Origin of the sequence: Pseudomonas sp. WS 5011 (assembly GCF_012985775.1) — a bacterium.
GTDB lineage: Bacteria > Pseudomonadota > Gammaproteobacteria > Pseudomonadales > Pseudomonadaceae > Aquipseudomonas > Aquipseudomonas peli.
In genome coordinates, this window is the sequence record NZ_JAAQXA010000004.1 from 275,504 (window position 1) to 299,495 (window position 23,992).

The following is a 23,992-nucleotide window of genomic DNA, read 5'->3' on the forward strand; positions in this document are numbered from 1 at the left end:
CGTCGATTGTTCGTCGTTTACGGTCATAACAAGACCCATAAGAGCCCTGCCATGCGTATCAAAGTCCACTGCCAGAACCGAATTGGCATCCTGCGCGACATCCTCAACCTGCTGGTCGAATACGGCATCAACGTCGCCCGCGGCGAAGTTGGTGGCGAGCAGGGCAACGCCATCTACTTGCACTGCCCGAACCTGATCAACCTGCAGTTCCAATCGCTGCGACCTAAGTTCGAGGCGATTTCCGGGGTGTTCGGCGTTAAGCGTGTGGGTCTGATGCCCAGCGAGCGTCGTCATCTGGAGTTGAATGCCTTGCTCGGTGCGCTGGATTTTCCGGTGTTGTCGATTGATATGGGCGGCTCCATCGTCGCGGCCAACCGCAGCGCCGCACAGTTGCTCGGGGTGCGGGTGGATGAAGTGCCGGGTATTCCGTTGTCGCGCTACGCTGAGGATTTCGACCTGCCGGAGTTGGTACGCGCCAATAAGTCGCGGATCAATGGCCTGCGGGTGAAAGTGAAGGGCGATGTGTTTCTCGCCGATATCGCGCCGCTGCAAACCGAGCATGAAGAGAGCGATGCCATGGCCGGCGCGGTGTTGACCCTGCACCGCGCGGATCGAGTGGGCGAGCGCATCTACAACGTGCGCAAGCAGGAACTGCGTGGCTTCGATTCGATCTTTCAGAGCTCCAAGGTAATGGCCGCTGTAGTGCGCGAAGCGCGGCGTATGGCGCCCCTGGATGCGCCGTTGCTGATCGAGGGCGAAACCGGTACCGGCAAGGAGCTGCTGGCCCGCGCCTGCCACCTGGCCAGCCCGCGTGGGCAGTCGCCGTTTATGGCGCTGAACTGCGCCGGTCTGCCGGAATCCATGGCCGAAACCGAGCTGTTCGGCTACGGCCCCGGAGCCTTCGAAGGTGCGCGGCCAGAAGGCAAGCTTGGCCTGTTGGAGCTGACCGCTGGCGGCACGCTGTTTCTCGATGGCGTCGGCGAAATGAGCCCACGCCTGCAGGCCAAGCTGCTGCGCTTTCTGCAGGACGGCTGCTTCCGCCGCGTTGGCAGTGATGAAGAGGTCTACCTGGATGTGCGGGTGATTTGCGCCACCCAGGTCGATCTGTCCGAGTTATGCGCGAAAGCTGAGTTTCGCAAAGATCTTTACCATCGCCTCAACGTACTAAGCCTGCATATCCCGCCGCTGCGCGAATGCCTGGATGGCCTGCCGCCGCTGGTTGAGCACTTTCTTGACCAGGCCAGCCGGCAGATCGGTTGCCCGCTGCCCAAACTCGCACCGCAAGTGCTGGACAAACTCAGCCATTACCACTGGCCGGGCAACGTGCGCCAACTGGAGAACGTGCTGTTTCAAGCCGTTTCACTGTGTGACGGCGGGGTGGTCAAGGGCGAGCATATCCGCCTGCCGGACTACGGCGCGCCGCAGCCGCTGGGCGAGTTTTCGGTGGAAGGCGGCCTGGACGAGATTCTCGGGCGCTTCGAGAAAGCCGTGCTGGAGCGCCTGTTCCACGACCACCCGAGTAGCCGTCAGTTAGGTAAGCGTCTTGGCGTGTCACACACCACGATTGCCAACAAGCTGCGTCAGCATGGGTTGGGGAAGGAGTAGGGAGCCTTTAGCCGTAAGGGCTATTCGCAGTTACGAACCTTCTACTGGGTCAGCCCATCGCCGAAACTTTAGCGCTAGAGTGTGCTGATCAGCCTATGACCTGATGGACCCGCCGCAAGGATTGCCATGCCCAACATAAACCGCAGTGATGCCCAGCAACGTGCCGATGACATTGGCGTTTTCAACCGTGAATTGGCGCGCCTTGAGGCAGAGCAGGTGTTGAGTCTTAGTGACAGCCAGCGTGCCAATTTGCACGGCTATCAGCAGCAATTGCTTAACAGCTACCTGGCGGCTTTTGATATCGATCATGACATCCAGGCTCGCCAGCTCTCGTTGGGCATGCGCATTGCCTCGTTTCTCGGCGCGCTGGCGTTGGCGGCCAGTGTGTTTTTCCTGTTCTACCAGTTCTGGGGGCTGTTCGGCACTCAGAGCCAGGTGGCGATTCTGCTGACCGCGAGCATCGCTTCGTTTGGTCTGACACTGTGGGTGCAACGCCTCGATAGCTCGGGCTATTTCAGCAAGCTGGCGGCGTTGGTGGCGTTTACCTGCTTTGTGCTGAACATCGTCATGCTTGGGCAGATCTTCAATATCACTCCCTCGAACAACGCTTTGCTGCCTTGGGCGCTCTACGCGTTGCTGCTGGCTTATGCCTGTGGTGCGCGCCTGCTGCTGGCGGCAGGGCTCAGCTGTTTGCTGGCCTTTGTCGCGGCGCGGATTGGCAGTTGGGACGGCATCTACTGGCTGGGTTTTGCCCAGCGGCCGGAGAATTTCATCCTGCCTGCGCTGCTGATCTTCGCGGTGCCGCTGCTGATTGATCAGCGCCGTTTTGATGGCTTTGCCGCTATCTATCGGGTATTTGGCCTGCTTGGGGTATTTGTCCCGGTACTGGTGCTGGCGCATTGGGGGGCGGGCAGTTACTTCGACTATCCGCCCGAGTACATCGAGAATGCCTACCATATCGGCGGCTTTATCCTCGCGGCGTTGGTGATCTGGCTAGGCGTGCGCCGTGGCTGGGCGGATGTGGTGAACACCGGGCTGAGTTTCTTCGTGATTTTTCTCTACACCAAGCTGTTCGACTGGTGGTGGGAGAGCATGCCCAAGTACCTGTTCTTCCTGGTGCTGGGTTTGAGTGCGGTGCTGATTCTGTTAGTGCTGCGGCGCTTGCGTAGCCGCCACGGTTTGCTGGGAGGTGGGGAATGAGCGGCGTGCGTGCGCGTTATCTGATTGCCGGGCTGCTGCTGATCGGGCTGGTTAACGCCATTGTCCTGGCGGGCGTGGCCTGGAATCGCCAGGAGCCTGAGGACAGCCGCCTACAACTGTCCGAGCGCGAGCTGGGCGCGACCTACGCCTATTGGCGCAAGGACAACAGCAGCTTGGCGATGCGTCTTGATTACCGCTGGCCGAGCCAGGCGGATGATGACCACTACTACCCGTCGATCAGCGCCGAAAAGATGGCCGAGCTAGGCTTCCATGTACCCACTGAGCTTAACGAGCAGACCGTGCGGCGTTACCGTCGTCAGCTGGACCGCGATGCGTTGCTGGTGTTGGAACTCGATGGTCCGGCTTATCAGCGTGAAGTGGCGCTGCAGGTTGTCGCCCATGCCGAAGCCTTGCGCCTGCAGAAGTCTGTGCCGGACAGCAAGGAGTTGAGCGAGGCGGCTCAGCATGCTGCTAATGCGCTGAACTATGAGCAGCACCGCGCCACTCGCTTGCTGGTAGTCGATGTCGGGATGGATCAGCAGGCATTGCGCGAGCGTTACCCTGATCGTGCGCGCTACGCCATTGTGCGCAGCATCATCGAAGTGCAAGCCAGCAGCGTAGCGACTGACTGGGATGGAGAGGGCGATGATCCGCGCCCGGATAACCAGCGCTGGACCTGGCAGCTCGGCGGTTCGGCCGAAACCCCTGGGATGCAGAGCCTCAATCTGCCGCATCGCTGGCATGCAACGTTCGACAGCCTGCCGCAGCAAGCTGAGCAGCAAGGCGTCGACTACTCGGGTTATCAGAAGCTGTTTAGTGCCGAAGTCGCCTTCGGTCGTCGGCTGGAGCCCTGGTTTGTTGCGTTGAGTGCCAGGCAGGCGAGTACGCACCAGCCTACGACCAAGGTGCAATAGTGCAGCGCAGCGTGCTGGGCGAAAGTAGTTGCGTTCCAATCCTGCGTGGTTTGGATGCAAGCGTTTCTCCATTCCTCTCCCTGGAATGATTTGGGTAGGCGGTCAGATGACCGCCTTTTTTTATGTTCAGCACATCCATGTGCTTCTCCCCTACGGGGCTTACGCGTCAAAACGCTCCTGGCGTTTTTTATCGCGCCCCTTTCTGGTCACTACCAGTGGTAATCGCAGTGCGACGTTAAAAATTGCTCGCGGCAATTTTTCGCCCTAAAAAAACGTCTGCAACCATGGTCGTAGAGCGTTAAGACCATGGTCGAATGGATCAAAGGTGGGGTCGTGGTTACAAAATGGCCCATAGAACAACAACTACCCACCGAGGTGTTTCTGATGAGTGCTGCGTCCTTGTATCCCGTGCGCCCTGAGGTGGCGGCCCAGTCGCTGACTGATGAGGCCACCTATAAAGCCATGTACCAGCAGTCGGTGATCAACCCCGACGGTTTCTGGCGTGAACAGGCTCAGCGCCTGGACTGGATCAAGCCGTTCACCAAGGTCAAGCAGACCTCCTTCGACGATCACCACGTCGATATCAAGTGGTTTGCCGATGGCACCCTCAACGTGTCCTACAACTGCCTGGACCGTCACCTGGAAGAACGTAGCGATCAGGTGGCGATCATCTGGGAAGGCGATGATCCGTCCGAGCACGAGGAAATCACCTACCGTCAGCTGCACGAACAGGTGTGCAAGTTCGCCAACGCCCTGCGTGGCCAGGACGTGCACCGCGGTGACGTAGTGACTATTTATATGCCGATGATTCCGCAGGCGGTGGTGGCGATGCTGGCCTGTACCCGTATCGGCGCGATCCACTCGGTGGTGTTCGGCGGTTTCTCCCCGGAAGCACTGGCCGGCCGCATCATCGACTGCCAATCCAAGGTGGTGATCACCGCCGATGAAGGCCTGCGCGGCGGCAAGAAAACCCCGCTTAAAGCCAACGTCGACGACGCGCTGACCAACCCGGAAACCAGCAGTGTGCAGAAGGTCATCGTGTGCAAGCGCACCGGTAGCCCGATCAAGTGGAACCAGCACCGTGACATCTGGTACGAAGACCTGATGGCCGTGGCGTCCAGCCATTGCGCGCCTAAGGAAATGGGCGCCGAGGAAGCGCTGTTTATCCTCTACACCTCCGGCTCCACTGGTAAGCCGAAAGGCGTGCAGCACACCACGGGCGGCTACCTGGTATATGCCGCGCTGACCCATGAGCGGGTGTTCGACTACAAACCGGGCGACATCTACTGGTGCACCGCCGACGTGGGTTGGGTCACCGGCCACAGCTATATCGTCTACGGCCCGCTGGCCAATGGCGCGACCACGCTGCTGTTCGAAGGCATCCCGAATTATCCGGACATTACCCGGGTGTCGAAGATCATCGACAAGCATAAGGTCAATATCCTCTACACCGCACCGACAGCGATCCGCGCGATGATGGCTCAGGGCGATGCGGCGGTTGCCGGTGCCGATGGTTCCAGTCTGCGCCTGCTCGGCTCGGTTGGTGAGCCGATCAACCCGGAAGCCTGGAACTGGTATTACAAGACTGTCGGCAAAGAGCGTTGCCCTATTGTCGATACCTGGTGGCAGACCGAAACCGGCGGCATCCTGATCAGCCCGCTGCCGGGTGCTACTGCACTCAAGCCCGGTTCGGCGACCCGTCCGTTCTTCGGCGTGCAGCCGGCGCTGGTGGATAACCTCGGCAACCTGATCGAGGGCGCTGCCGAAGGTAATCTGGTGATCATTGATTCCTGGCCGGGCCAGGCGCGTACGCTGTATGGCGACCACGACCGCTTCGTCGACACCTACTTCAAAACCTTCAAGGGCATGTACTTCACTGGTGACGGTGCGCGCCGTGACGAAGACGGTTACTACTGGATTACCGGTCGCGTCGACGACGTGTTGAACGTGTCCGGCCACCGTATGGGCACCGCCGAAATCGAAAGCGCCATGGTGGCTCACCCGAAAGTCGCTGAGGCCGCCGTGGTTGGCGTGCCGCATGACATCAAAGGGCAGGGCATCTATGTCTACGTCACCTTGAATGGTGGCGAGCAGCCGTCCGAACAATTGCGCCAGGAGTTGAAAAACTGGGTGCGCAAGGAAATCGGCCCGATTGCCTCACCGGACGTGATTCAGTGGGCCCCAGGCCTGCCGAAAACCCGCTCGGGCAAGATCATGCGCCGTATCCTGCGCAAGATCGCAACCGCCGAATACGATGCACTCGGCGATATCTCCACGTTGGCCGATCCTGGCGTGGTGCAGCACCTTATCGACACTCACCGCGAGATGCAGGCTGCCTGACTTCGGTTGCAACGCCTGTAAACAACGCCCTGTTTCGGCCACAAGCCGGGCAGGGCGTTGTACTTTGTGCGGCATTATCGATTTTCATCTGGGTATTTCGTTGTCACTCGGGCGTAACAACGCGCACTTTTATGGGGTGTGCGGGAACGTTTTGCGCCAAGATGGCGCGTCGTTCGTTGCGGCTGTAGAAATAAAAACTGCCACCAGGCCAGGTAAATAAAGGTCTTGTTAAAACTGGGCGCGTTAATTGCTTTAATCAGTGGTTAACTGTCTTTTCTGTCTCTGCATAAATTTCAGAGGCTGTCAATATCCTCGCTATACCCGTCCTGGCCTTTTGTAATTACTTGTCGCATTGAAGAAATATCGACTTCCGAGCTGTCGCTAGAATGCCGCTCACCCGGCTGGGGCCGTCCGGCGCCTGCGTAGCGCGCAGCTTGGCGGTGACTCACTACAATTCATGCAAGGCTGGATGCATACCCGAACAATCTCTGCCAACCGATGCCATTCCCATTCGAAGGAGTCACACAATGAAGAAGATTGCACTTCTCGGCGCACTGGCGCTGTCCATGCTGTCGCCGTTGACCATGGCTGAAGACGCCAAGCCTCTGCGTATCGGTATCGAAGCGGCTTACCCGCCGTTCGCCTTCAAAACGGCTGATGGTGCCATCAGCGGTTTCGACTACGACATCGGCATCGCTCTGTGCGAAGAGATGAAAGTGGAATGCAAATGGATCGAGCAGGAATTCGACGGCCTGATCCCAGCCCTGAAAGTACGCAAGTTCGACGCCGTACTCTCCTCGATGAGCATCACCGAAGATCGCCTGAAATCGGTTGATTTCAGCGGCAAGTACTACCAGACCCCAGGCAAGTTGGCGATGAAGGCCGGCACCGTGATCAACGACCCGCTGGTGGATCTGAAAGGCAAAAAAGTCGGCGTACAGCGCGCCTCCACCTACGACCGCTACGCCACCGACATCTTCGCTCCAGCCGGTGTCGAAATCGTGCGTTACAGCTCGCAGAACGAAGCCTTCCTCGACCTGACTTCCGGTCGTTTGGACGCCACCTTTGCTGACGTCGTCAACATCGACGATGGCTTTATCAAGACTGACGCCGGTAAAGGCTTCGCCCTGGTAGGCCCAGACTTCGCCGACGAGAAATACATCGGCATGGGCGCTGGTATTGCCGTGCGCAAAGGCGACAAGGCCCTGGCTGACAAAATCAGCGCTGCCATCCTGGCCATCCGTGCCAACGGCAAGTACAAGGAAGTGCAGGACAAGTACTTCGACTTCAACGTCTACGGCGACTGATTTTCCTGACCGAGTCGTCTTCACTCAAAGTGGCGCAAGCACGCAGCCTGTAGGCCTGCGCCACTTTCTTGTTGTGCTTCCTGGCGCCGCCTGGCGCTTGCATGAGGTAACCAGAGCATGCTCAACGGCTACGGCTCGACAATTCTCGAAGGTGCATGGCTCACCCTGATTCTGGCGCTGACTTCGATGGCCGTGGCCATTGTCTTGGGGCTGCTGGGCGCGGCGTTTCGCCTGTCGCCGATCAAGTGGCTGGCGCTGCTGGGCGAAACCTACGCCACGGTGATCCGCGGGATTCCCGATCTGGTGCTGATCCTGCTGATCTTCTATGGCGGTCAGGACATGGTTAACCGTTTGGCACCGATGCTCGGCTACGACGATTACATCGATATCAACCCCTTTATTGCTGGCGTGTTCACCATGGGTTTTATCTTTGGTGCTTACCTGTCGGAGACTTTCCGCGGCGCCTTTATGGCCATCCCCAAAGGGCAGGCTGAAGCAGGCGCGGCGTATGGCATGAATGGCATGCAGGTGTTCTTCCGCATCCTGGTGCCGCAGATGATTCGCTTCGCCATTCCTGGGTTTACCAACAACTGGCTGGTGTTGACCAAGGCTACCGCGCTGATTTCCGTGGTGGGTCTGCAGGACATGATGTTCAAGGCGAAAAGTGCCGCCGATGCGACCCGCGAGCCCTTCACCTTCTACTTGGCCGTAGCGGCCCTGTACCTGGTGCTGACCAGCGTGTCGCTGCTGGCTTTGCGTTACCTGGAAAAACGTTACTCGGTCGGCATTAAAGCCGCTGATCTGTAAGCGGGGAGCGCAGCGATGATTTTTGACTACACCGTAATCTGGGAAAACCTGCCGCTGTACATCAGCGGAGTGGGCGTCACCCTGAAAATTCTGCTGATTTCCCTGGCGTGCGGCTTGGCCCTGGCCATTCCTTTGGGCTTGATGCGCGTCTCCAAGTCGCCTCTGGTCAACTTTCCAGCTTGGCTGTACACCTACGTGATTCGCGGTACACCCATGCTGGTGCAGCTGTTTCTCATCTATTACGGCCTGGCGCAGTTCGAGGCCGTCCGTGAGAGCGTGTTGTGGCCGTACTTCTCCAGCGCCACCTTCTGCGCCTGCCTGGCGTTTGCCATCAACACCAGTGCCTACAGCGCGGAGATTCTCGCTGGCAGCCTAAAAGCCACGCCGCACGGCGAGATTGAAGCCGCCAAGGCTATGGGTATGTCGCGCTTCAAACTGTACCGCCGCATCCTCCTGCCGTCGGCCCTGCGCCGCGCATTGCCGCAGTACAGCAACGAAGTGATCATGATGCTGCACACCACGTCGCTGGCCTCGATCGTCACCCTGATCGACATCACCGGTGCAGCACGTACCGTCAGCTCGCAGTATTACCTGCCGTTCGAGGCGTTTATCACGGCCGGCCTGTTCTACCTGTGCCTGACCTTTATCCTCGTACGCCTGTTCAAGCTGGCCGAACGCCGCTGGCTGGCTTACCTGGCCCCGCGTAAGGCCTGAGGAAGAGAGCATGCAGCGTATCGACCATCCACTGCCCTGGGGCTGCCCCGGCACCGAACGCCACGTGAGCGTATTCCGTTTCGGTCAGGGTCCGTGCAAGGCCTACATTCAGGCCTCGCTGCATGCTGACGAACTGCCTGGGATGCGCGTGGCGGTGGAACTCAAGCGCCGCTTGCGTCAGCTGGAAGCCCAGGGGCGGCTGACTGGGGTGATCGAGCTGGTGCCGGTGGCCAACCCGATTGGTTTGGGGCAAATGTGCCAGGCGACCCATCAAGGCCGTTTTGAAATGGGCAGCGGGAAGAACTTCAACCGCGACTTTTTTGGTTTGGCCGCTGCCATCGCGCCGGCGCTGGAAGGCTGCCTGGGCAGTGATGGTCCGAGCAATGTGCGGCTGATTCGCGCCGCCATGCAAGCTGCGTTGGAAGCCTTGCCACCCGCCGGATCAGAACTGCAAGGCATGCAGCGATTGTTGCTAAAACATGCCTGCGATGCCGATGTGGTGCTTGATCTGCATTGTGATTTTGATGCCGCAGTGCACCTGTACCTTCTGCCACAACAGTGGCCGCAACTGCGCTCGCTGGCTGCACGCCTGCAGGCCGGCGCGGCGCTGACTGTTGAGGATTCCGGCGGCAGTTCATTCGATGAAGCCTGCGCTTTGCCTTGGGTTCACTTAGCCCGGCATTTTCCCCATGCCGCTGTACCGCTGGCATGTCTGGCAGTAACCGTTGAGCTGGGCGGCATGGCTGATACTGGTAAACCGGAAGCCGAAGCCAGCGCCGAAAGCATTTTGGCGTTTCTTGCCGAGCAGGGCCTGATTGCCGGTGACTGGCCGCCAGCACCCGCTGAAAGCTGCGCTGCCACGCCGTTTGATGGTGCGCAGTACGCCTATGCCCCGCATGCTGGGGTGGTGAGTTTTCTGCAACCGGTGGGCGCGTGGGTTAAGGCCGGCGACCCATTGTTTGAAGTGATCGATCCGCTGGACGATCGCCACACAACTGTCTGTGCCGTTACAGATGGTGTGCTCTATGCGCGCGAGCGGTTGCGTTTTGCTCAGCCCGGTTTGTGGCTGGCTAAAGTGGCCGGTCGTACCCCTATTCGCCAGGGTCGCTTGCTCAGCGACTGATTCAAGAGAGTGGAAACCATGTACAAACTTGAAGTTCAGGATCTGCACAAGCGCTACGGCAGCCACGAAGTATTGAAGGGCGTTTCACTGGCTGCCAAGGCCGGCGATGTGATCAGTATCATCGGCTCCAGCGGCTCGGGCAAAAGTACCTTCCTGCGTTGCATCAACCTGCTGGAACAGCCTCATGGCGGCAAGATTCTGCTCAACAACGAAGAGCTGAAACTGGTAGCCAACAAGGACGGTGGCCTGAAAGCTGCCGATCCCAAGCAGCTGCAGCGCATGCGCTCGCGCCTGTCCATGGTGTTTCAGCACTTCAACCTGTGGTCGCATATGAGCGCCCTGGAAAACGTCATGGAAGCCCCCGTGCACGTGCTTGGCATGAGCAAGAAGGAAGCCCTGGAAAAGGCCGAGCACTACCTGAACAAAGTTGGCGTTGCTCATCGTAAAGATGCCTATCCGGCGCACATGAGCGGCGGCGAGCAGCAGCGTGTAGCGATTGCCCGCGCCCTGGCCATGGAACCTGAGGTGATGCTGTTTGATGAGCCGACCTCGGCGCTGGACCCGGAACTGGTGGGTGAAGTGCTGAAAGTCATGCAGGATCTGGCGCAGGAAGGCCGCACCATGGTCGTGGTGACCCACGAAATGGGCTTTGCCCGTGAAGTCTCCAACCAGTTGGTTTTCCTCCACAAAGGTGTGGTGGAAGAGCGCGGCTGCCCGAGAGAAGTGTTGGCCAATCCGCAATCCGAGCGCTTACAGCAGTTCCTCTCTGGCAGTCTCAAATAACCCGCGGCAACATCTGCACGCACCCACGCTATGCCCATAATCGCCAACAGAGCCTAAACTGCCCCCCATGAATGCGCACCGAATTGGCTTCCTGCTTTGGCCCACCACCAAGCCCCTGACCCTGGCTTTGGCGGAAGAAGCGCTGCGCGTTGCCCAGCGCGTCCACCCCGAGGTGGTCTACGAGCTGGTGTTCTTGCAGGCCGAAGCGCCGCTTGAAGGCGCATGGCGGCTACCGGGGGAATCCTGGGTGGGCAAGCTGGAAGGCTGCCAGAAGCTCTTTCTACTCGCCGACGAACCACCAGGGCCGATGCCTGCAGCGCTCTCCGGTGCGCTTAAGCAACTGGTGCGCGGCGGTTGCGTAATCGGCGCGATTGCCGCGGGGGTTTATCCGTTGGCGCAACTGGGCCTGCTCGATGGCTACCGTGCTTCGGTGCACTGGCGCTGGCAGGATGATTTCACTGAACGCTTCCCCAAGGTCATCGCCACCAGCCATCTGTTCGACTGGGACCGTGATCGCTTGACCGCCTGTGGCGGCCTGGCCGTGCTTGATCTGCTGCTGGCCTTGTTGGCCCGTGACCACGGTGCCGAATTGGCCGGTGCGGTATCCGAGGAGTTGGTAGTCGAGCGTATCCGCGAAGGTGGCGAGCGCCAGCGTATTCCGTTGCAGAACCGTCTGGGCTCCAGCCACCCCAAGCTGACTCAGGCCGTGTTGCTGATGGAAGCCAATATTGAAGAGCCGCTGACCACCGACGAAATCGCCCAGCATGTCTGCGTATCGCGCCGCCAGCTGGAACGGATCTTCAAGCAATACCTCAATCGCGTCCCCAGCCAGTACTACCTGGAACTGCGTCTAAACAAGGCGCGCCAGTTGCTGATGCAAACCAGCAAATCGATCATCCAGATCGGCCTGTCCTGCGGCTTTTCTTCCGGACCGCATTTCTCCAGCGCCTACCGCAACTTCTTCGGCGCCACCCCGCGCGAAGACCGCAACCAGCGCCGCAGCAACAGCCCCTTTGAGCTGACTTCTACGCCAATCGAACGTGGCTGAGTTAACTGAGAACACATAAAAAACCGCAGCTCTCTGCGGTTTTTTATTGGCCGAGATTACTCAGGTTTGTCGACCTGCCGCGGAAACAGCGGGTTGCCGCAGCGGGTGCAGAAGGCTGCGCCGTGTTCGTGGGTGTTTTTCGCGCAGCTTGGGCAATCGTGAATCAGTTCGTCGCCGCCGCGCATGGCGTTAGCCAGTTCGGCTGTGAAGATGCCTGTGGGCACGGCGATGATCGAGTAACCGGTGATCATTACCAGGGTCGACAATGCCTGGCCCAGCGGGGTTTTCGGGACGATATCGCCGAAGCCGACGGTAGTCAGCGTAACCACCGCCCAGTAAATGCCCTTGGGAATGCTGGTAAAGCCGTGCGCGGGCCCTTCGATCACGTACATCAGGGTGCCGAACACCGTGACCATGGTGGCGATGCAGGCGAAGAACACGATGATCTTCTGCTTGCTGCCGTGCAGCGCGGTGAGCAGGAAGTTGGCTTGGCGCAGATAGGGGCTGAGCTTGAGCACGCGGAACACCCGCAGCATGCGGATCACCCGAATGATCAGCAGGTACTGGGCGTCGGCGTAGAACAGAGCGAGGATGCCCGGCAGGATCGCCAGCAAGTCAATCAGGCCGAAGAAGCTGAAAGCGTAGCGCAGCGGTTTTGGCGAGCAGTACAGGCGCACCACGTATTCGATGGCGAACAGCGCAGTGAAGCCCCATTCAATGCCTGCCAGCAGAGGCGCGTACTGGCTGTGCACGCTGTCGATGCTGTCAAGCATCACCACCACCAGACTGGCCATGATGGTCAGCAGCAGGTAACGGTCGAAGCGCTGACCGGCTGGCGTGTCCGTGTGGAAGATGATGCTGTACAGCTGCTGACGCAGGTTCTGCGGCGTGTCCATGGTGCTCTGGCTGCTCCGTATGCGGTGTTCGCGATAACGCGAAGAGGCAGCCTAGGGAGTTTTGTCCTGGTGATGCAAGCCTTTACCTTTGTTGGGTGGCAGCGGCTTGCAGTCTGCCGCAGCTTTGTGCAGTAGACGCTGGGTGGCGCTGACCAGCCAGCAGGTAAGGATAAATGGCATGGTCAGAGCCGGCAGACCCAGTGCGCTGAAGCCGGGTTGCAGCACCAGCGCCAGAGCGATGCCAAGGGCCGGTAACCAAGGGCGGCGATGCACCTGGCTGAGGGCGATGGCGGCCAGCGCTGCGTTATAGCCATACAGACCGGTCAGCGCACTGTGCTGCGGTAAGCCCTGATACAGCGCTAGAGCCAGGCCACCAGTGGAACCGAGCAGCGCCCAGCTGGCAGCGCGGCGATCCGCCAGCAACAGGCCGATTAGCAGAAAAACGCCGGCCAACGGCTGATCGAGAAAAATCACCTGGCCCAAGCCGCGCGCCATGGCGATCAGGCTGGCCCACCAGTCGAGTGGTTGCGCCGGGCTTGTCACGGCCGGCTGCAACTCCAGCTGCAGGACCGGAGCCAGCCACAACAGCAGCCAGCTCAAGCCGACAAAGGGGAAGGTGAAGGCTGGTAGCCACTGACGCTCGCGCATGCGCTGCATCCACGCGGCCAGCAGCAGGCTGGAAGCTCCGGAGCTGACGATGATCAGCAGCGGCAGCAATGCCGACCAGGCAAATTGCAGGCTGATCAGCATGCCCAGCAGAACCCCGTTGTAGCCATACAAACCGAGATCGATATCGGCTTTGGCATAACCACGACGCTGCGCCGTCAGCGTGCTGCTAAGGCAGCCGAGCAGGGCACCGCCGAGCAGCTGCGGCGCGCCGATGGCAATCGCCAACAGTACAAGCAAGCCGCAGCCGGGTTTGGCTTGCAAAAAAATCTGGCTAAAGCCGTTAAGCAGGGCGCAAGAGCCTTGCAAGGCGCGAGGAGCGAGCGGTAATGGCGACATACAGAAGAACCTGAGTAGACGATCACCAGGGCCATAAAAAGAGGCACCCACCGCGGGAACAGTGGGTGCCTACAAAACTGGCAAAGCCAGCGTGGGAGTTGCGTCTGCGGCGGGTGCTGGCGACCCACCGCAGAACTGGATCAGTGGAGGATTTCGATACGCAGGCTGTTGGTGCTGCCCGGTTGGCCGAACGGCTCGCCGGCGGTAATCACTACGGTATCGCCGGTTTTCGCCAGCCCGGCTGAGCGGGCGGTTTCCAGGGCAGTGCGGGTGACTTCCTCAACCTTGTGCAGGCGCTCGTTGACCACCGAGTAAACGCCCCAGGCCACGCTCAGACGTCGCGCGGTGTGCAGGCTCGGCGTCAGGCTGAGGATCGGCGCTTTCGGCCGTTCGCGCGAGGCACGCAGGCTGGAGTTGCCCGACTCGGTGTAGTTGACCAGCACGGCCACCGGCAGGATGGTGCTGATGCGGCGGATCGCGCAGCTGATCGCATCCGAGGCGGTGGCTTCGGCCTGCGGGCGGCTGACATCCAGCTGAGCCTGGAAGTCCGGGCCGTTTTCCACCTGGCGGATGATCTTACTCATCATCTGCACGGCTTCCAGCGGGTAGTCGCCGGAGGCGGTTTCCGCTGACAGCATCACCGCATCGGCACCTTCGGCAACGGCGTTGGCCACGTCGGTGACCTCGGCGCGGGTCGGCGCAGGGGAGAAGCGCATGGACTCAAGCATCTGCGTGGCCACCACCACCGGCTTACCGAGCTGGCGGCAGGTGCGGATGATGTCGCGCTGAATGCGCGGCACGTTCTCGGCTGGCACTTCCACGCCTAGGTCACCACGGGCGACCATGATTGCGTCGCAAAGCTGGGTGATCTCTTCCAGGTGAATCACCGCAGACGGCTTCTCGATCTTGGCCATCAGGAAGGCACGATCACCGATCAGCTGACGGGCTTCGACAATGTCTTCCGGGCGCTGCACAAACGACAGCGCGACCCAATCCACACCCAGCTCCAGGCCGAAGCTCAGGTCGCGGCGGTCCTTCTCGGTCAGCGGGCTTAGTTGCAGCACGGCTTCCGGCACATTAACGCCCTTGCGGTCGGACAATTCACCACCGGCGATCACTTCAGTGATTACCGCATCGCTGTGCTTGGCGGTGACCTGCAGGCGCAGGCGGCCATCGTCGAGCAGCAGGCTCATGCCCGGCTGCAGTGCTTCGATGATTTCCGGGTGCGGCAGGTTGACCCGATTAACGTCGCCCGGGGTGCTATCCAGATCCAGACGCAGGGTCTGACCGCGTTGCAGGTTGACCTTGCCTTCGGCAAAACGGCCGACGCGCAGCTTCGGCCCTTGCAGGTCCATGAGGATGCCGATTGGAGTGTTCAGTTGTTGCTCGACTTCACGCACCCAGTCGTAGCGCTGAGCGTGGTCGGCATGTTCGCCGTGGCTGAAGTTGAGGCGGAATAGGTTGACCCCGGCCTCCACCAGCTGGCGGATGTCGTCGATGGTTTTGATCGCTGGGCCAAGGGTGGCGAGGATTTTTACTTTCTTGTCGGCGTTCATTTGGCTGGGTTCTCAAGGATCAGAATGGCGCGAAAATCGTTGACGTTGGTACGCGTCGGCCCGGTGACGATCAGTTGATCGAGGGCGGCGAAGTAGCCGTAGCCGTTGTTGTTATCCAACTCATCGCTGCTGCTCAGGCCCAGATCATGGGCGCGGGCATAGCTGTCGGGGGTCATGATGGCCCCGGCGTTGTCTTCCGAGCCGTCAATGCCATCGGTGTCTCCGGCCAGTGCGTAGATGCCGGGCAGGCCCTTGAGGCTGTCAGTCAGGCTGAGGAGGAATTCTGCGTTGCGCCCGCCACGGCCATTGCCGCGCACAGTCACGGTGGTTTCACCGCCGGAGAGAATCACGCAGGGCGCTTTGATTGGCTGGCCATGCAGGCGCACCTGTTTGGCGATGCCGGCATGCACCTTGGCGACGTCCCGCGACTCGCCTTCGAGGTCACCGAGGATAAGCGCTGGCAAGCCGACGGCGCGCGCCTTGGCGGCCGCTGCATCGAGGGATTGCTGCGGACGGGCGATCAGTTGAAAGTGGCTGCGAGCCAGGCATGGGTCACCCGGTTTGACGGTTTCCGAGGCTGGGTTCTGCAGCCAGGCGCGCACGTTGGCTGGGATCTCGATGCTATAGCGGGCAAGGATCGCCAGCGCTTCCGCCGAAGTGGTCGGGTCGGCCACGGTCGGGCCGGAGGCGATCACTGTGGCTTCATCGCCCGGTACATCGGAAATCGCATAGGTGTAAACGCTGGCCGGCCAGCTGGCTTTGGCCAGGCGGCCGCCTTTGATGGCGGAAAGGTGCTTGCGCACGCAGTTCATTTCGCCAATTGAGGCGCCGGATTTCAGCAGCGCCTTGTTAACCGCTTGTTTGTCTTTCAGGCTGATGCCTGCAGCGGGCAGGGCGAGCAGGGAAGAGCCACCACCGGACAGCAGAAAGATCACCTTGTCGGCTTCGCTGAGGTTGCTCACCAGTTCCAGTACGCGGCGCGCCACACGCTCGCCGGCATCATCCGGAACCGGGTGGGCGGCTTCCACCACTTCGATCCTCCGACAGTTGGCGCCGTGTTCATAGCGGGTGACCACCAGGCCAGAGACTTCACCTTGCCATTCCTGCTCGATCACTTCGGCCATGGCTGCGGCGGCTTTACCTGCGCCGATCACGATAACGCGGCCGCTGCGGTCTTCCGGTAGGTAATCAGCCAGCACCTGGCGCGGGTGAGCGGCGTCGATGGCGCTGGCGAACAGCTCGCGCAGCAGAGACGTTGGATTGAAAGACGGATCGATGGACATGGTGATCTCTCTTGGTCTGGATCAACTGCTTATGACTGACTTCGATTCTAGTGCGCAGCGTCCGCGATGCAGACGCTGCGCACTAGAATCGACCCACCCGGCAGGCAGGCCGTGACACCGCCTGCCGGACAGATCGAAAGGGTTGTTTCAGCGCGGCTGACCCCGCCCTGAAACCTGTTACTTACTCACCGCGGATGTTGAAGTTGGCCATGTGTTCCAGGCCTTTGATCAATGCCGAGTGATCCCAGTTGCTGCCACCGATGGCCGCACAGGTGCTGAACACTTGCTGGGCGTTGGCGGTGTTGGGCAGGTTAAGGCCCAGTTCGCGCGCACCGGCCAGGGCCAGGTTGAGGTCCTTCTGGTGCAGGCTGATGCGGAAGCCTGGGTCGAAGGTGCCCTTGATCATGCGCTCACCGTGCACTTCAAGGATCTTCGAGCCGGCGAAACCGCCCATCAGCGCTTCACGCACCTTGGCTGGATCGGCACCGTTCTTCGCGGCGAAAAGTAGGGCTTCTGCCACTGCCTGGATATTCAGGGCGACGATGATCTGGTTGGCGACCTTGGCGGTCTGGCCGTCACCGTTACCACCAACACGGGTGATGTTCTTTCCCATAGCCTGGAACAGCGGCAGGGCGCGTTCGAAGGCATTCGGGCAACCGCCGATCATGATCGACAGGGTGGCCGCCTTGGCACCGACTTCACCGCCGGATACCGGGGCGTCGAGGTAGGCCGCGCCAGTGGCCTTGATCTTCTCGGCGAAGACTTTAGTGGCGGTAGGGGAGATCGAGCTCATGTCGATCACTACTTTGCCAGCGCCTACGCCTGCGGCAACGCCGTCGGCGCGGAACAGCACATCTTCAACCTGGGGGGTATCCGGCACCATGATGATGATGAATTCGGCTTCCTGCGCCACTTCGCGTGGGTTGGCCAGGCCGATGCCGTTGTCGCCCAGCAGGTCAGCCGGTGCCTTGTCGAAGTGCTCGGAGAAGAACAGGGTATGCCCGGCTTTTTGCAGGTTCTGCGCCATAGGCTTGCCCATGATGCCGGTGCCGATAAATCCGATTTTTGCCATGAGAAATATCCTCTGATTCAGATTGCGTTATGCGCTTTCATCCAGCCGAGGCCAGCAGCGGTGGTGGTGGCCGGCTTGTATTCACAGCCGATCCAGCCCTGGTAGCCGATGCGGTCCAGGTGCTCGAAGAGGAAGCGGTAGTTGATCTCGCCCGTGCCAGGCTCGTTGCGGCCCGGGTTGTCGGCCAACTGCACATGGTTGATCACAGACAGATTGGCCTCGACGGTACGCGCCAGGTCACCTTCCATGATTTGCATGTGGTAGATGTCGTATTGCAGGTACAGGTTGGGGCTTGCGACCTTGTCGCGAATGGCCAGCGCCTGCTGGGTGGTGTTCAGGTAGAAGCCCGGGATGTCGCGGGTGTTGATCATTTCCATGACCAGCTTGATGCCTGCGGCTTCGAGCTTGTCGGCAGCAAACTTGAGGTTGTCGACAAAGGTCTGCTTGACGGTGGCGCAATCCAGACCTTGCGGGCGGATACCTGCCAGGCAGTTGATCTGCGTGTTGCCCAATACCTTGGCGTAGGCGATGGCCTGGTCGACACCGGCGCGGAATTCTTCAACGCGGTCGGGGTGGCAGGCGATACCACGCTCGCCCTTGGCCCAATCACCGGCGGGCAGGTTGAACAGCACCTGCTCCAGACGGTTGGCATCCAGGCGTGCTTTGATCACTTCAGCCGGAAAATCATAGGGAAACAGGTATTCGACACCGCTGAAGCCTGCGGCTGCGGCAGCGTCGAAACGGTCCAGAAAGTCCACTTCGGTGAATAGCATGGACAGGTTGGCGGCAAAACGGGGCATGGTGTGCTCCTTGTCTTGCGCAGCCCGGATAAAGCATCCGGGCTACTGGTTCAGAAGGCGATTTAGTCGAGCATCGAGATGGCAGTCGGGGCGTCGACGCCGCGCTCGGCCAGTTCTTCGAACTCGTTGACGGCGTTGATTTCGGTACCCATGGAGATGTTGGTGACACGCTCCAGGATAATTTCCACCACCACCGGTACGCGGTGCTCGGCCATCAGGCGCTTGGCTTCGGCAAAGGCGTTTTGCAGTTCGTTCGGGTCGAACACGCGGATAGCCTTACAGCCCAGGCCTTCCACCACGGCAACGTGGTCAACACCGTAACCGTTGATTTCCGGCGCGTTGATGTTCTCGAACGCCAGCTGTACGCAATAGTCGATCTCGAAGCCGCGTTGCGCCTGACGGATCAGACCCAGGTAGGAGTTGTTCACCAACACGTGGATGTAGGGCAGGTTGAACTGCGCGCCCACCGCCAGTTCTTCGATCATGAACTGGAAGTCGTAGTCTCCAGACAGCGCCACGACCTTGCGGGTCGGGTCGGCCTTGACCACACCCAGCGCTGCCGGAATGGTCCAGCCCAGCGGGCCGGCCTGGCCACAGTTGATCCAGTGACGCGGCTTGTAAACGTGAAGGAACTGCGCGCCGGCGATCTGCGACAGACCGATGGTGGTGACGTAGCAGGTGTCCTTGCCGAACGCCTCGTTCATCTCTTCGTAAACGCGCTGCGGCTTGGCCGGTACGTTGTCGAAGTGGGTCTTACGCTGCAGGGTGCGCTTACGCTCGCGGCAGCTGTCCAGCCAGGCGCTGCGATCTTTCAGCTTGCCAGCGGCTTTCCACTCGCGAGCCACTTCCAGGAAGGCGTCCAGCGCCGAACCAGCATCGGAAACGATGCCCAGGTCCGGGTTGAATACACGGCCAATCTGCGTCGGTTCGATGTCGACGTGAATGAACTTGCGGCCTTCTGTGTAGACCTCAACCGAACCGGTGTGGCGGTTGGCCCAGCGGTTACCGATACCGAACACCAGGTCGGAAGCCAGCAGGGTGGCGTTGCCGTAACGATGTGAGGTTTGCAGACCGACCATGCCGACCATCAGCTTGTGGTCATCCGGGATCACGCCCCAGCCCATCAGGGTCGGTACAACCGGCACGCCGGTCAGTTCGGCGAACTCCACCAGTTTGTCGGCGGCGTCGGCATTGAAGATACCGCCACCGGCAACCAGCAATGGACGCTCGGCGTCGTTGAGCATGGCGATGGCTTTTTCTGCCTGCACGCGGTTGGTGGCCGGTTTGGCCAGCGGCAGCGGCTCGTAGGCGTCGATGTCGAATTCGATCTCGGCCATCTGCACGTCAAACGGCAGGTCGATCAGCACCGGGCCTGGACGGCCGCTGCGCATTTCATAGAAGGCTTTCTGGAAGGCGCGCGGCACTTGGCCTGGCTCCATCACGGTAGTCGCCCACTTGGTCACCGGCTTGACGATGCTGGTGATGTCGACGGCCTGGAAGTCTTCCTTGTGCATACGGGCACGCGGGGCTTGACCGGTGATGCACAGAATTGGAATGGAGTCGGCCGATGCCGAGTACAGTCCGGTCACCATGTCGGTGCCAGCTGGGCCGGAGGTGCCGATGCACACGCCGATATTGCCGGCATTGGTGCGGGTGTAACCCTCAGCCATGTGCGAGGCACCTTCGACGTGGCGAGCCAGGACGTGGTCGATACCGCCAACTTTCTTCAGTGCAGCGTACAGGGGGTTGATGGCGGCGCCGGGGATGCCGAACGCAGTGTCAACGCCTTCGCGGCGCATCACCAGTACGGCGGCCTCGATTGCTCTCATTTTGGCCATTGTCTTGTGCCTCGTTTGTTATCAGATTGTATACAAAACAGCTGGCTTGGATTCTATTCATGGCCTGACCTTCTGGTCAACACGTTTTGTCGTCGAGGCGTTGCCTGGTAAAAAATCTTTTAAAACAAGCGTTTTAGCTGGGGTGCTTGATCTGCTGCGGAAAAGCTTGCGTATACCTGTATACAAAAAGTGTTTGTATTGTATTCGTATATTGAGTTTTTTGTTTCTGATGGGATAGTGGTATTGAGCTTTGGATTGCCCGGACGCTGTCAATCGCCCTGCAAGCAGCGCAGCGCCAGGTGTTTCGTAGGATTTATCAGCATCGAGGAAGACCCAACATGAGTACGTTGAATCTGCAAATCGCCACCACCATCAGTAACCGCGCCCTGGCGGTCGGCCGGGAAATTTCCGCCGCGCCGCTGACTGTTGCCGTGTTGGATGCCGGCGGGCATCTGATCAGCCTGCAGCGCGAAGACGGCGCCAGCCTGCTACGCCCGCAAATTGCCATCGGCAAGGCCTGGGGCGCGTTGGCACTGGGCAAGGGCTCGCGCCTGATTGCGGCAGACGCACAGCAGCGTCCGGCATTCATCGGCGCGGTTAACAACCTGGCAGACGGTCAACTGGTGCCGGCACCGGGTGGTGTGCTGATCCGTGATGAGCGCGGCGAGGTGATCGGCGCCGTGGGCATCACCGGTGATACGTCGGATATCGATGAGCAGTGCGCCGTGAGTGCGGTGGCATCTGTCGGGCTGAAGCCAGATGCGGGTATCGCCGCCTGATGATGTGCGGCTTTCGCCGCAACTAGAGTCGCAATAAAAAAACGGTGAATGCTTTGCGGCATTCACCGTTTTCATTTATTTCGGCCTTAAGTCAAGGGCAGGGCGGATAACCAGGCTTATGCGTTGGTGACCTGCTCGGACGGGCTGGGCTGGGTTTCGTCGATCTCGCAGCCCTTGATCACCAAGCGGATGATGGTTTGCGCGGCGGCTTCGTAGTCGGCTTCATCCAGGCTGGCTTTGCCGGTTACGGTAGAAATCTGCCAATCGAAGTCAGCGTAGGTCTGAGTTGCGGCCCAGATGCTGAACAGCAGGTGGTGCGGGTCAACCTTGGCCATCAGGCCCTGGTCGATCCAGCCCTGGATGCAGGAAATATTGTGCTTGGCCTGGGCATTCAGTTGCGCGGTCTGGTCGGCGGACAGATGCGGCGCGCCGTGCATGATTTCGCTGGCGAATACCTTGGAGGCAAACGGCAGTTCGCGGGAGATACGGATTTTCGAGCGGATATAAGCGCGCAGTACGTCGGCCGGTTTGCCTGGCTGATTGAACGGCGAAGAGGCTTCCAGCAATGGTTCGATAATGCTTTCCAGCACTTCGCGGTAGAGGTTTTCTTTCGACTTGAAGTAGTAGTAGACGTTGGGCTTGGGCACCCCGGCCTTGGCGGCGATGTCGCTGGTTTTGCTGGCAGCAAAGCCTTTGTCGGCGAACTCCTCACTGGCTGCGCGTAAAATCAGCTCTCTGTTACGCTCGCGAATACTGGTCATAAGCCTCTTTGCTTCTGTCGAACGCCCGTCGCTGGGCAGCGCCGGGATGGTAGCACCGGCTTTGAGCGGCGCTCAAGGCTTGTGGCCTGGGCTTCGGCGGGCTATCTGACCTGCAAGTCAGGTTGTTGTATACAAAATTTAATATTTCTGTTTTTATCTCGCTGCATGCATTCATAACAAAAAGTCTCGGCTCGTTGAGCTCCAGGAGACACGTAGTGAACAATCAATTGGTTGACCCCTTCGGTCGGCGCATCACCTATCTACGGTTATCGGTTACCGATCGCTGTGATTTCCGCTGCACCTATTGCATGAGTGAGGACATGGTGTTCGCCCCGCGCGAGCAGATCCTCACCCTCGAAGAACTCTATGCAGTGGCGGACGCTTTTATCGGCCTCGGGGTCAAGCGTATCCGCATTACCGGTGGCGAGCCGCTGGTACGCAAGAACCTGCTCAGCCTGCTGACCCGTCTGGGCCAGCGCCCCGAGCTGGAAGACCTGGCCATCACCACTAATGGCTCACTGCTGGCTGACCTGGCGCCGCAGTTACACGCAGCCGGGGTCAAGCGCCTGAACGTCAGCCTGGATTCGTTGCAGCGCGAGCGTTTTGCTGCCTTTACCCGGCGCGACAAGCTCGATCAGGTGCTGGACGGCATCGAGGTGGCGCGCGCGGCGGGTTTTCGCAAGATCAAACTCAATGCCGTGGTGCAGAAAGGCCGCAACGATGACGAAGTGCTCGACCTGGTCGAGTTCGCCATGGCGCGGGGCCTGGACATCAGCTTTATCGAAGAAATGCCGCTGGGCAGTATTTCCAGCCATCAGCGCGAGCAGACCTTCTGCTCCAGCGATGAGGTGCGTGAGCGCATCGAACAGCGCTATGCCCTGGTACGTAGCAGCAAGCTGACCGGCGGGCCGTCGCGCTACTGGCAGGTGGTCGGCAGCGACACCCAGGTTGGTTTTATCTCACCGCACAGCCACAACTTCTGCGGCGACTGCAACCGCGTGCGGGTCACCGCCGAGGGGAAGTTGGTGCTCTGTCTGGGTCATGAAAATGCCCTGGACCTGAAAGGCCTGATGCGTGCCCACCCCGGCGACAGCCAGCGCCTGAGTGAAGCCTTGATGCAAGCCTTGCAACTGAAACCCGAACGTCACCACTTCGAGAGCGATGCCCAGGTGCAGGTTATTCGCTTTATGAGCATGACCGGCGGCTAGCCCCTAGCCGCGTCCTCACCGCCTTGGGCGGTTCCATTCGTTCCACTCTCACAATCAACAGGAGGTTTGCTGTGAAGCCCTCGCACGTCTGCAGTTTGTTCGCCGTTGTTTGTTCCAGCGCGGTCAGCGCTGAAAGTTATGTGATCGGTGTAGAGAAGCTGGCCTTTGCGCCGCACTACAGCATCGACGCACAAGGCCAGTACCAGGGCTTTGCCCGTGAGCTGTTCGACTTGTTCGCGCAGACCAGCGGAGTGGAGCTGAGTTACAAGGTGCTGCCTGTTGAGCAGCTGTTGCCCGCGCTGCTCAACGGCCAGGTGGATTTCAAATACCCTGACAGCGAAACCTGGGCGCAGGAGCAGAAGGCCGGCAAGACCCTGAGCTACAGCCAGGGCGTGGTCGAGTATGTCGATGGTGTGCTGGTGGCGCCGCAGCGTCATGGCCAGCCCATCGAGCAGATCAAGCGCCTGGCCATGGTCAACGGCTGGACGCCACGGGGCTATCAGGAACGTATCGATGCCGGGCAGATTGAGCTGACTTACAGCGATGATCTACGCCAGATGATTCGCCAGGCGCTGAAGAAGGACACCGATGGCGCCTATTTCAACGTGGTGGTGGCCACCCATTATCTGGACAACATCCGCGCGCGACCGGGCGCGCTGATATTCGATGCGCAGTTGCCGCACAGTCGTGGCAGCTTCAAGCTGTCCACGCTCAAGCATGCGGCCTTTATGCAGCGTTTTGACCGCTTCTTGAGCGAGCAGCAGCCTGCAATTGTCGCGCTGAAAAGTAAGTACAAGGTCGAGGCTAATCTGGAGGCTGGCCGCATCTGCGGATTTCGGTGAACGTGACCGCTCATTTCGCTAACAACGTGACCGGTGCCTCCACCCGATTGCGCGGGGTTTAAATTCTAACCGCATCGGTCACGATGCGGCTTCTTCCTCCGTGTTTTTCCG

21 protein-coding genes are annotated in these 23,992 nt (G+C 60.0%); 13 read left to right on the forward strand and 8 right to left on the reverse strand.

Annotation, left to right across the window (positions count from 1 at the left end; genetic code table 11):
• The first annotated feature begins 51 nt into the window (after positions 1-51).
• The 10 genes from HBN63_RS06810 to argR all read left to right on the forward strand — a co-directional run bounded on the left by HBN63_RS06810 (position 52) and on the right by argR (position 11,841).
• A complete protein-coding gene (locus HBN63_RS06810) occupies positions 52-1,605 on the forward strand; it encodes a sigma-54-dependent transcriptional regulator (protein ID WP_090253525.1) in 1,554 nt (517 codons plus the stop codon).
• A 126-nt stretch (positions 1,606-1,731) separates the two neighbouring features.
• Entirely contained in the window at positions 1,732-2,805 is a 1,074-nt protein-coding gene (locus HBN63_RS06815; RefSeq protein WP_170048874.1) for a DUF2157 domain-containing protein, read from the forward strand.
• Entirely contained in the window at positions 2,802-3,719 is a 918-nt protein-coding gene (locus HBN63_RS06820; RefSeq protein ID WP_170048875.1) for a DUF4824 family protein, read from the forward strand. Before HBN63_RS06815 ends, HBN63_RS06820 begins: the two co-directional genes overlap by 4 nt.
• Before the next feature lie 384 nt (positions 3,720-4,103).
• A complete protein-coding gene (acs, locus tag HBN63_RS06825; RefSeq protein WP_170048876.1) occupies positions 4,104-6,059 on the forward strand; it encodes an acetate--CoA ligase in 1,956 nt (651 codons plus the stop codon).
• A 527-nt stretch (positions 6,060-6,586) separates the two neighbouring features.
• Complete coding sequence (locus tag HBN63_RS06830) at positions 6,587-7,366, forward strand: ABC transporter substrate-binding protein (RefSeq protein ID WP_090253532.1); 780 nt, start codon at positions 6,587-6,589, stop codon at positions 7,364-7,366.
• A 117-nt stretch (positions 7,367-7,483) separates the two neighbouring features.
• Positions 7,484-8,173 (forward strand): ABC transporter permease, encoded by a 690-nt coding sequence (locus HBN63_RS06835; RefSeq protein ID WP_170048877.1) that lies wholly within the window; start codon positions 7,484-7,486, stop codon positions 8,171-8,173.
• 15 nt (positions 8,174-8,188) lie between these two features.
• A complete protein-coding gene (locus HBN63_RS06840; protein ID WP_090253536.1) occupies positions 8,189-8,887 on the forward strand; it encodes an ABC transporter permease in 699 nt (232 codons plus the stop codon).
• 10 nt (positions 8,888-8,897) lie between these two features.
• Positions 8,898-10,010, forward strand: coding sequence for a succinylglutamate desuccinylase/aspartoacylase family protein (locus HBN63_RS06845; RefSeq protein ID WP_170048878.1), 1,113 nt, complete (start codon positions 8,898-8,900; stop codon positions 10,008-10,010).
• 18 nt (positions 10,011-10,028) lie between these two features.
• Positions 10,029-10,793 (forward strand): ABC transporter ATP-binding protein, encoded by a 765-nt coding sequence (locus HBN63_RS06850; protein WP_160087080.1) that lies wholly within the window; start codon positions 10,029-10,031, stop codon positions 10,791-10,793.
• A 67-nt stretch (positions 10,794-10,860) separates the two neighbouring features.
• Entirely contained in the window at positions 10,861-11,841 is a 981-nt protein-coding gene (gene argR / locus HBN63_RS06855; RefSeq protein WP_090253542.1) for a transcriptional regulator ArgR, read from the forward strand.
• Between the two features lie 56 nt (positions 11,842-11,897).
• Here the strand turns inward: argR and HBN63_RS06860 are convergent, their stop codons facing one another.
• The 7 genes from HBN63_RS06860 to gcl form a co-directional block, all read right to left on the reverse strand.
• Positions 11,898-12,737, reverse strand: coding sequence for an ion transporter (locus tag HBN63_RS06860; RefSeq protein ID WP_170048879.1), 840 nt, complete (start codon positions 12,735-12,737; stop codon positions 11,898-11,900).
• A gap of 51 nt (positions 12,738-12,788) precedes the next feature.
• Complete coding sequence (locus HBN63_RS06865) at positions 12,789-13,742, reverse strand: urea transporter (protein WP_170048880.1); 954 nt, start codon at positions 13,740-13,742, stop codon at positions 12,789-12,791.
• A 140-nt stretch (positions 13,743-13,882) separates the two neighbouring features.
• The gene (gene pyk / locus HBN63_RS06870) at positions 13,883-15,298 is read right to left on the reverse strand and encodes a pyruvate kinase (RefSeq protein ID WP_170048881.1); all 1,416 of its coding nucleotides are present in this window, start codon (positions 15,296-15,298) and stop codon (positions 13,883-13,885) included.
• Entirely contained in the window at positions 15,295-16,581 is a 1,287-nt protein-coding gene (locus tag HBN63_RS06875) for a glycerate kinase (protein ID WP_170048882.1), read from the reverse strand. Before HBN63_RS06875 ends, pyk begins: the two co-directional genes overlap by 4 nt.
• Before the next feature lie 181 nt (positions 16,582-16,762).
• Complete coding sequence (locus tag HBN63_RS06880) at positions 16,763-17,653, reverse strand: 2-hydroxy-3-oxopropionate reductase (protein WP_160087072.1); 891 nt, start codon at positions 17,651-17,653, stop codon at positions 16,763-16,765.
• A 17-nt stretch (positions 17,654-17,670) separates the two neighbouring features.
• Positions 17,671-18,453: a hydroxypyruvate isomerase gene (gene hyi, locus HBN63_RS06885; RefSeq protein WP_170048883.1), complete on the reverse strand. Its 783-nt coding sequence runs from the start codon at positions 18,451-18,453 to the stop codon at positions 17,671-17,673.
• Positions 18,454-18,515: 62 nt separating this feature from the next.
• Positions 18,516-20,291 carry a glyoxylate carboligase gene (gcl, locus tag HBN63_RS06890; protein ID WP_170048884.1) on the reverse strand — a complete coding sequence of 592 codons (1,776 nt, stop codon included), beginning with the start codon at positions 20,289-20,291 and terminating at the stop codon, positions 18,516-18,518.
• 338 nt (positions 20,292-20,629) lie between these two features.
• Between gcl and HBN63_RS06895 the strand changes: the two genes are divergently transcribed.
• Entirely contained in the window at positions 20,630-21,070 is a 441-nt protein-coding gene (locus tag HBN63_RS06895) for a heme-binding protein (RefSeq protein ID WP_170048885.1), read from the forward strand.
• 116 nt (positions 21,071-21,186) lie between these two features.
• Here HBN63_RS06895 and HBN63_RS06900 read toward each other — a convergent pair whose 3' ends face one another.
• Positions 21,187-21,831 carry a TetR/AcrR family transcriptional regulator gene (locus tag HBN63_RS06900; RefSeq protein ID WP_160087066.1) on the reverse strand — a complete coding sequence of 215 codons (645 nt, stop codon included), beginning with the start codon at positions 21,829-21,831 and terminating at the stop codon, positions 21,187-21,189.
• 194 nt (positions 21,832-22,025) lie between these two features.
• Between HBN63_RS06900 and moaA the strand changes: the two genes are divergently transcribed.
• Together moaA and HBN63_RS06910 are read left to right on the forward strand one after the other, a co-directional pair.
• Positions 22,026-23,039: a GTP 3',8-cyclase MoaA gene (gene moaA, locus HBN63_RS06905; protein ID WP_170048886.1), complete on the forward strand. Its 1,014-nt coding sequence runs from the start codon at positions 22,026-22,028 to the stop codon at positions 23,037-23,039.
• 71 nt (positions 23,040-23,110) lie between these two features.
• Positions 23,111-23,881, forward strand: coding sequence for a transporter substrate-binding domain-containing protein (locus HBN63_RS06910; RefSeq protein WP_170048887.1), 771 nt, complete (start codon positions 23,111-23,113; stop codon positions 23,879-23,881).
• Positions 23,882-23,992 lie beyond the last annotated feature (111 nt).